The organism is Bradyrhizobium cenepequi, assembly GCF_020329485.1.
Classification (GTDB): Bacteria; Pseudomonadota; Alphaproteobacteria; order Rhizobiales; family Xanthobacteraceae; genus Bradyrhizobium; species Bradyrhizobium cenepequi.
This window is the reverse complement of record NZ_JAGKJI010000021.1, coordinates 108,621-114,929: the sequence shown is the minus strand read 5'-3', so window position 1 is coordinate 114,929 and position 6,309 is coordinate 108,621. Positions and strand designations below refer to the sequence as shown.

At 62.1% G+C, this 6,309-nt stretch carries 7 protein-coding genes; all 7 read right to left on the bottom strand.

The features are described from left to right. Nucleotides 1-164 precede the first annotated feature (164 nt). The gene (locus tag J6497_RS22000; RefSeq protein ID WP_225706361.1) at nucleotides 165-1,487 is read right to left on the bottom strand and encodes a chloride channel protein; all 1,323 of its coding nucleotides are present in this window, start codon (nucleotides 1,485-1,487) and stop codon (nucleotides 165-167) included. 77 nt (nucleotides 1,488-1,564) lie between these two features. Then, nucleotides 1,565-2,356, bottom strand: a complete 792-nt coding sequence (locus J6497_RS21995; RefSeq protein ID WP_225706360.1) for an SDR family NAD(P)-dependent oxidoreductase — start codon at nucleotides 2,354-2,356, stop codon at nucleotides 1,565-1,567. A 287-nt stretch (nucleotides 2,357-2,643) separates the two neighbouring features. Then, entirely contained in the window at nucleotides 2,644-3,060 is a 417-nt protein-coding gene (gene rplQ, locus J6497_RS21990; RefSeq protein WP_225706359.1) for a 50S ribosomal protein L17, read from the bottom strand. A gap of 134 nt (nucleotides 3,061-3,194) precedes the next feature. Continuing rightward, nucleotides 3,195-4,238 (bottom strand): DNA-directed RNA polymerase subunit alpha, encoded by a 1,044-nt coding sequence (locus J6497_RS21985; protein ID WP_225706365.1) that lies wholly within the window; start codon nucleotides 4,236-4,238, stop codon nucleotides 3,195-3,197. Between the two features lie 100 nt (nucleotides 4,239-4,338). Beyond that, nucleotides 4,339-4,728 (bottom strand): 30S ribosomal protein S11, encoded by a 390-nt coding sequence (rpsK, locus tag J6497_RS21980; RefSeq protein ID WP_006021048.1) that lies wholly within the window; start codon nucleotides 4,726-4,728, stop codon nucleotides 4,339-4,341. Nucleotides 4,729-4,853: 125 nt separating this feature from the next. Then, the gene (gene rpsM / locus J6497_RS21975; RefSeq protein ID WP_225706364.1) at nucleotides 4,854-5,222 is read right to left on the bottom strand and encodes a 30S ribosomal protein S13; all 369 of its coding nucleotides are present in this window, start codon (nucleotides 5,220-5,222) and stop codon (nucleotides 4,854-4,856) included. Between the two features lie 187 nt (nucleotides 5,223-5,409). Then, entirely contained in the window at nucleotides 5,410-6,264 is an 855-nt protein-coding gene (locus tag J6497_RS21970; RefSeq protein WP_225706358.1) for an adenylate kinase, read from the bottom strand. Between the last annotated feature and the right edge of the window lie 45 nt (nucleotides 6,265-6,309).

The window sequence follows — 6,309 nt, the reverse complement described above, 5'->3', positions numbered from 1 at the left end:
CGTCTTCTGACTGAGTTCGATCGCAACGAAAATTGTGCCATTATGGCCGGTGGTGGGCGTGTCTACGGTCGATGCTTGCATCTGACTCTCCGAGGGTTCGAGTGTGGAAACCCAAACCTATCGGAAAGGCCACGCTCACCGCCCCATGGAATCTACAACTACAGCTAAACTGGTGGACGCACCGCTTCCGCCGGCGTCGTTGACCGCTCGATGAAGCCTTTGGCGAGCGCGTGGTAGATTCCTTCCTCGCAAACCAATCGCGAGGTGCCGTAGGCAATCAATGCGGCGGTCATCAACGGCACCACCATTGTGTGATCGCCAGTCATCTCGGTCACGATGACGAACGCCGTGATTGGGGCTTGCACGACACCGGCGAAATACGAGACCATGCCGAGCAGCATGATCGCCGCCACGGGCGTGTCGTGAAAGAAGGACGCTACGTTCGAGCCCAGTCCGGCGCCCACCGCCAGCGAAGGCGAAAAGATGCCGCCGGGAATGCCGCTGATGGCAGCCAAGGCGGTGGCCAGGAACTTCAATAACCCGAAGCTCTCAGGCAATGGCGCGCTGCTCTCGAGTGCAGCCTTCACCTCCGTGTAGCCTGTGCCATAGACCGTATCGCCGGACACCAGACCGCAGAGCGCGACCGCGAGGCCACACAGCACTGCAAATGGCACTGAATAGCGTCGAATCGCCTGTCCAACGGAGCCCGGAAGCCCGCGCGCCACGGCAATGACGATGCGACTGAACAGCCCGCCCATCAGACCCCCGACGACCCCGCAAGCGGGAATGGCGAGCCAGTCGATGCCGCGGCTCAGCGTCACCGCGCTTGTGCCGAAATAGTCATAGTTGCCCATCAGGGCGAGTGACGTCAGGCCCGCGGCAATGACGGCTGCGATGATCAGGCTGCTGGTGCGCGTTTCGAAAGCACGGCTCATCTCCTCGATGCCAAATACGATGCCCGCGAGCGGCGTGTTGAAAGCGGCGGCAACGCCGGCCGCTGCACCGGCCAGGATCAATCCCGGCTGCCGGCGTGGCGACACGCATCCGATTGCGAACATGATGGATGCACCGACCTGGACCGTTGGTCCTTCGCGGCCGATCGAAGCACCGCATAAGAGGCCAAAAAGGGTCAGGATGATCTTTCCGACCGCGATACGGATAGATACGAGTCGTTCCCTCGCCTGCTGGTTGGTGAGTTGACGCGCGGCGATCGCCTGCGGAATGCCGCTGCCCTGGGCGTTCGGAAACAGCCTGGCCGTGAACAACGCCGACAGCCCAAAGCCGATCGGCGTGACGAGAAGCGATGCATAGCGTGATTTGGACAGCAGCATCGCGAAGGCCTGTTGGGCCAGATCGGCGAGCTGCGCCAACAGCACCGCGGCTGCGCCAACAACGATGCCGCCGAGCAGAAAGATCGCACGTCGTTGCCAGCGCGCCGAGGTGATCTTAACCAGCCGTTGATGGCGGGTGGACAGGGTCAGCTTCATGAAACGGTTCTACGCAATCCACGCCTCCGGCAAAAGCACAGATCACGGACACCACATCGGCGGTTATCGCATCCGCCTTAGATCGTGTTGACGATCCCGCCCTCGACGCGCAGCGCCGCCCCGTTGGTGGCGGAGGCTTCTTTCGAGGAGACGTACACGACCATGTTGGCGATCTCGTCGACGCTGGCAAAGCGCTGCAAGAGCGAGGTCGGGCGGTGCTGCTTGACGAAGTTCGCGATCGCCTCATCGGCCGGTTCCCCGTTCTGCCTGGCGAGATCCTTGACGAAGGTATCCACGCCTTCGGACAGGGTCGGACCCGGCATCACCGAATTGACGGTCACCGCGGTGCCGCGGGTCAATTCAGCGAGCCCGCGCGAGATCGAAAGCTGCGCGGTCTTGGTCATGCCGTACTGGATCATCTCCTTCGGAATAACAAGCGCCGATTCGGAGGCGATGAAGATGATGCGGCCCCAGTTGCGCTTCAGCATGCCCTGCATGTAGCCGCGCGACAGACGCACGCCCGACATCACGTTGACCTCGAAGAAGCGGGTCCAGTCCTCGTCTGGAATCTCGAAGAAATCTTTCGGCTCGAAGATGCCGGCATTGTTGATGAGGATATCGACGTCGGGCTGCGCGGACAGCACCGCCTTGCATCCTGCAGCGGTGGAGACGTCGGCGGCGATGCCGCGGACCTTGGCGCCTGCGACCGCCTTCCCGATCGCGGCGACGGCGGCATCGATCTTGGGCTGGTTGCGGCCGTTGACGATCACCTCCGCGCCGGTGGCCGCAAGGCCGCGGGCAATGGCCAGGCCGATACCGGCAGTCGAGCCGGTCACGAGCGCGGTCTTTCCCGAAAGATCGATCTTCATGCTCTATCTCCGTAAATTCGATCACGGGGATATCGGAAGCCCGAGACACGGACGCAATTGCCCGATGCAGCATGGCTGACACCGCGCCAAGGTATCCGTGCAAAAATGAAAAGCGGCGCGCAACAGATCGTAGGATGGGTAGAGCGCAGCGAAACCCATCATTCGCGCGGCTTGTTTCGTCGCGATGGGTTTCCCTGCGCTCTACCCATCCTACGGGGCCTACGCTCAGAAACGAAAAAGCGGCACTCGATGGCGCCGCTTTGACAACTCTTCAAGATCGAAGCGACTTACGCCGCCTCGGCTTCCTTTTCCTGCACCGGGCCGGAGTCCTGGCCCTTGGCGTCGACGTCGCGGTCGACGAACTCGATGACGGCCATCGCGGCGTTGTCGCCATAGCGGAAGCCGGCCTTGATGATGCGGGTATAGCCGCCCTGGCGATCCTTGTAGCGGGGCGCCAGCGTGTCGAACAGCTTCTTGACCATGTCGACGTCACGAAGCTCCGAGATCGCCTGGCGACGCAGCGCGAGCCCGCCCTTCTTGCCGAGCGTGACGAGCTTCTCGACGATCGGACGCAGCTCCTTGGCCTTCGGCAGCGTGGTGACGATCTGCTCGTGCTTGATCAAGGCCGCCGCCATGTTGGCGAACATCGCGCGCCGATGCTCGGCCGTGCGATTGAGCTTCCGATGAACCCTTCCGTGACGCATGATCTATTCCTCTCGTTCGATTGTCACGACGGTTCGTCGGACATGTTTCTCAGGTGGGCTTCCTGCGTTCGCCCAGGATGGCGAGTTGAGAATGGCGAGTAGTTTTCTACTCGCTATTCGTCACCCCTATTCGCTTAGTAGTGATCCTCGAAGCGCTTGGCGAGCTCGTCGATGTTCTCCGGCGGCCAGCCCGGCACTTCCATGCCGAGATGCAGACCCATCTGGGCCAGCACTTCCTTGATCTCGTTCAGCGACTTGCGGCCGAAGTTCGGGGTGCGGAGCATTTCTGCTTCCGACTTCTGCACGAGGTCGCCGATATAAACGATGTTGTCGTTCTTCAGGCAGTTGGCCGAACGCACTGACAGCTCCAGCTCGTCGACCTTCTTGAGGAAGGCCGGGTTGAAAGCGAGATCGGGGATGATCTCCTGCGTGACTTCCTTGCGCGGCTCCTCGAAATTGACGAACACGTTGAGCTGATCCTGCAGGATACGAGCGGCGTAAGCGACCGAATCCTCCGGTGTGATCGCGCCGTTGGTCTCGATCGTCATGGTCAGCTTGTCATAGTCGAGGATCTGCCCCTCGCGGGTGTTCTCGACCTTGTAGGAGACCTTGCGCACCGGCGAGAACAGGCTGTCGACCGGGATCAGGCCGATTGGCGCGTCCTCAGGCCTGTTGCGCTCGGCGGGCACATAGCCCTTGCCGGTCGAGACCGTGAACTCCATGCGGATCTCGGCGCCCTCGTCCAAGGTGCAGAGCGCAAGATCGGGATTGAGCACCACGACGTCGCCGACGGTCTGGATGTCGCCGGCGGTGACGACGCCCGGACCCTGCTTCTTCACGACCATGCGCTTGGGGCCTTCGCCCTGCATCTTGATCGAGATGTCCTTGATGTTGAGGACGATGTCGGTGACGTCCTCGCGGACGCCCGCAATCGAGGAGAACTCGTGCAGCACGCCGTCGATATGCACCGACTGCACCGCCGCGCCCTGCAGCGAGGACAACAGGATGCGGCGCAGCGCGTTGCCGAGCGTCTGGCCGAAGCCACGCTCGAGCGGCTCGGCGACAACGGTCGCAAACCGCGCGGCATCGGAGCCGGCCGTTACCTGCAGCTTGTTCGGTCGAATAAGTTCCTGCCAATTCTTCTGGATCGTCACTGTGTCACCCGTGGTGAAGTCGATTTGGGCCAGTCGACATCAACTTACTGGCGTCGCGGATTAGTCCGCGCGGTCAATTCCAAAAACAATCGCGAGACGGCAACCGCCGCCCCGCGACCAACCATCAAACGCGCCGGCGCTTGCGCGGACGGCAGCCATTGTGCGGGATCGTTGTCACGTCGCGGATCGAGGTGACGGTGAAGCCCGCAGCCTGCAGCGCGCGGAGCGCCGACTCGCGGCCCGAACCGGGACCGGCGACTTCGACTTCCAGCGTGCGCATGCCATGCTCCTGCGCCTTCTTGGAAACGTCCTCCGCCGCGACCTGCGCGGCATAGGGAGTCGACTTGCGCGACCCCTTGAAACCCATCGTGCCGGCGGAAGACCAGGCAATGGTGTTGCCTTGGGCGTCGGTGATGGTGATCGTGGTGTTGTTGAACGATGAATTCACATGCGCGATGCCGGAGGCGATGTTCTTGCGTTCGCGGCGGCGTACGCGGGTGGCTTCCTTGCCCATTCCAAACCTTTCCTATGATCTCAACGCCGCCGTAGTGCCAGCGGCTACACCTGTAAAAAGCGAATGGTGAGTGGCGAATAGCGAATAGTTCTATTCGCTATTCACCATTCGCTATTCGCAAAATCCTACTTCTTCTTGCCGGCGATCGCCTTGGCCGGCCCCTTGCGCGTGCGCGCATTGGTGTGGGTGCGCTGGCCGCGCACCGGCAGGCCACGGCGATGGCGCAGGCCACGATAGCAGCCGAGGTCCATCAGCCGCTTGATGTTGATGCCGGTCTCACGGCGAAGGTCGCCCTCCACAACGTAGTCGCGGTCGATCACTTCGCGGATCTGCAACACTTCCTGGTCGGTCAACTGGCTGACGCGACGCTCCAGCGGGATCTTGACCTTCTCAATGATGTCGGCCGCATTCTTCTGGCCGATGCCATGGATGTACTGAAGCGCGATCAGCACGCGCTTATTGGTTGGAATATTCACGCCGGCAATACGGGCCACGGCCTTCTTCTCCTGTCGCCGATCCATTGGACCGGTGCTTCCTAGATCTCTGCTATCTCGGGCAGGCGTCCACAAACGCGAACACGACGCCCTCCCCTCGTTCCTTCGGGGCCCGGCATCGTCATAAAACTATCCGACTTGGATGCGAGGCTTATTAAAGGATTCATGTCGGTTTCGTCAACCGCTCCTAGCGCTTAGCTCGCTTTTTCGTGAGCTTTTTTGCAGGCCGTTTTGCGGCTTGCCTCACCGCCTTCTTGGCCTTGCCGACACGCCTCGCCTTGGCAGCCTTGGAAACCGTTTTGCGGGTCTTCCGGGCGGAGCTGGCGGCCTTCTTGGTTCCCTTGCCGCCACCCTTGGCGGCCCCCTTCTTGGCGGGCGCCTTGGTTCCCTTCCGGGCGATTCCAGCGGCGGAGCGCTTGGCCGGAGAGGCCCGACGAGCCGCCTTGGGTTCCGTGGCGCCGATCGCCTCCAGAATCCGGTTGATCTCGCCTGTGACGTGTTCGATGGCCATCATGCCATCTACGGTGAGCAGCTTGCGGCGCTCGGAATAATAATGAATCAGCGGCTCGGTCTGGGCGCGGTAGCTCGCCAGCCGCTTGGTCAGCACTTCCGGCGTATCGTCGGCACGCACTTCCTCGCCGCGCGCCCGCGTTTCGGCGGCGCGCTTCTCGACCCGATCGAGCAGCGCGCTCTCATTGACGCGCAGTTCGATGACGGCGTCGAGCTTGAGGCGCTTCTTCTTTAGAAGTTCATCCAGCGCCTCGGCCTGTGGCACCGTGCGCGGAAAGCCGTCGAGGATGAACCCTTTCCTGGCGTCGGGCTGATCGATCCGATCGGAGATGATGTCGATCACGATCTCGTCCGGCACCAGCCCGCCAGCGGCCATGATGTCCTTGGCCTGCAGGCCGACCGGCGTGCCGGCGGCAACCGCGGCGCGCAGCATCTCGCCGGTTGAGAGCTGGACAATGCCGTATTTCTGAACCAGCCGCTGGGCCTGGGTTCCCTTGCCCGAGCCCGGCGGCCCCAACAGGATGAATCTCATGATTTTTCGCCCCCCGGCTTGGTGAGCGCAATCCGCACACCCTTG

Coding starts and splice junctions, on each gene's coding strand:
- J6497_RS22000 (WP_225706361.1), bottom strand. CDS start 1,487: ATGAAGCTGACCCTGTCCACCCGCCATCAACGGCTGGTTAAGATCACC.
- J6497_RS21995 (WP_225706360.1), bottom strand. CDS start 2,356: ATGAAGATCGATCTTTCGGGAAAGACCGCGCTCGTGACCGGCTCGACT.
- rplQ (WP_225706359.1), bottom strand. CDS start 3,060: ATGCGTCACGGAAGGGTTCATCGGAAGCTCAATCGCACGGCCGAGCAT.
- rpsK (WP_006021048.1), bottom strand. CDS start 4,728: ATGGGCAAGGAAGCCACCCGCGTACGCCGCCGCGAACGCAAGAACATC.
- J6497_RS21970 (WP_225706358.1), bottom strand. CDS start 6,264: ATGAGATTCATCCTGTTGGGGCCGCCGGGCTCGGGCAAGGGAACCCAG.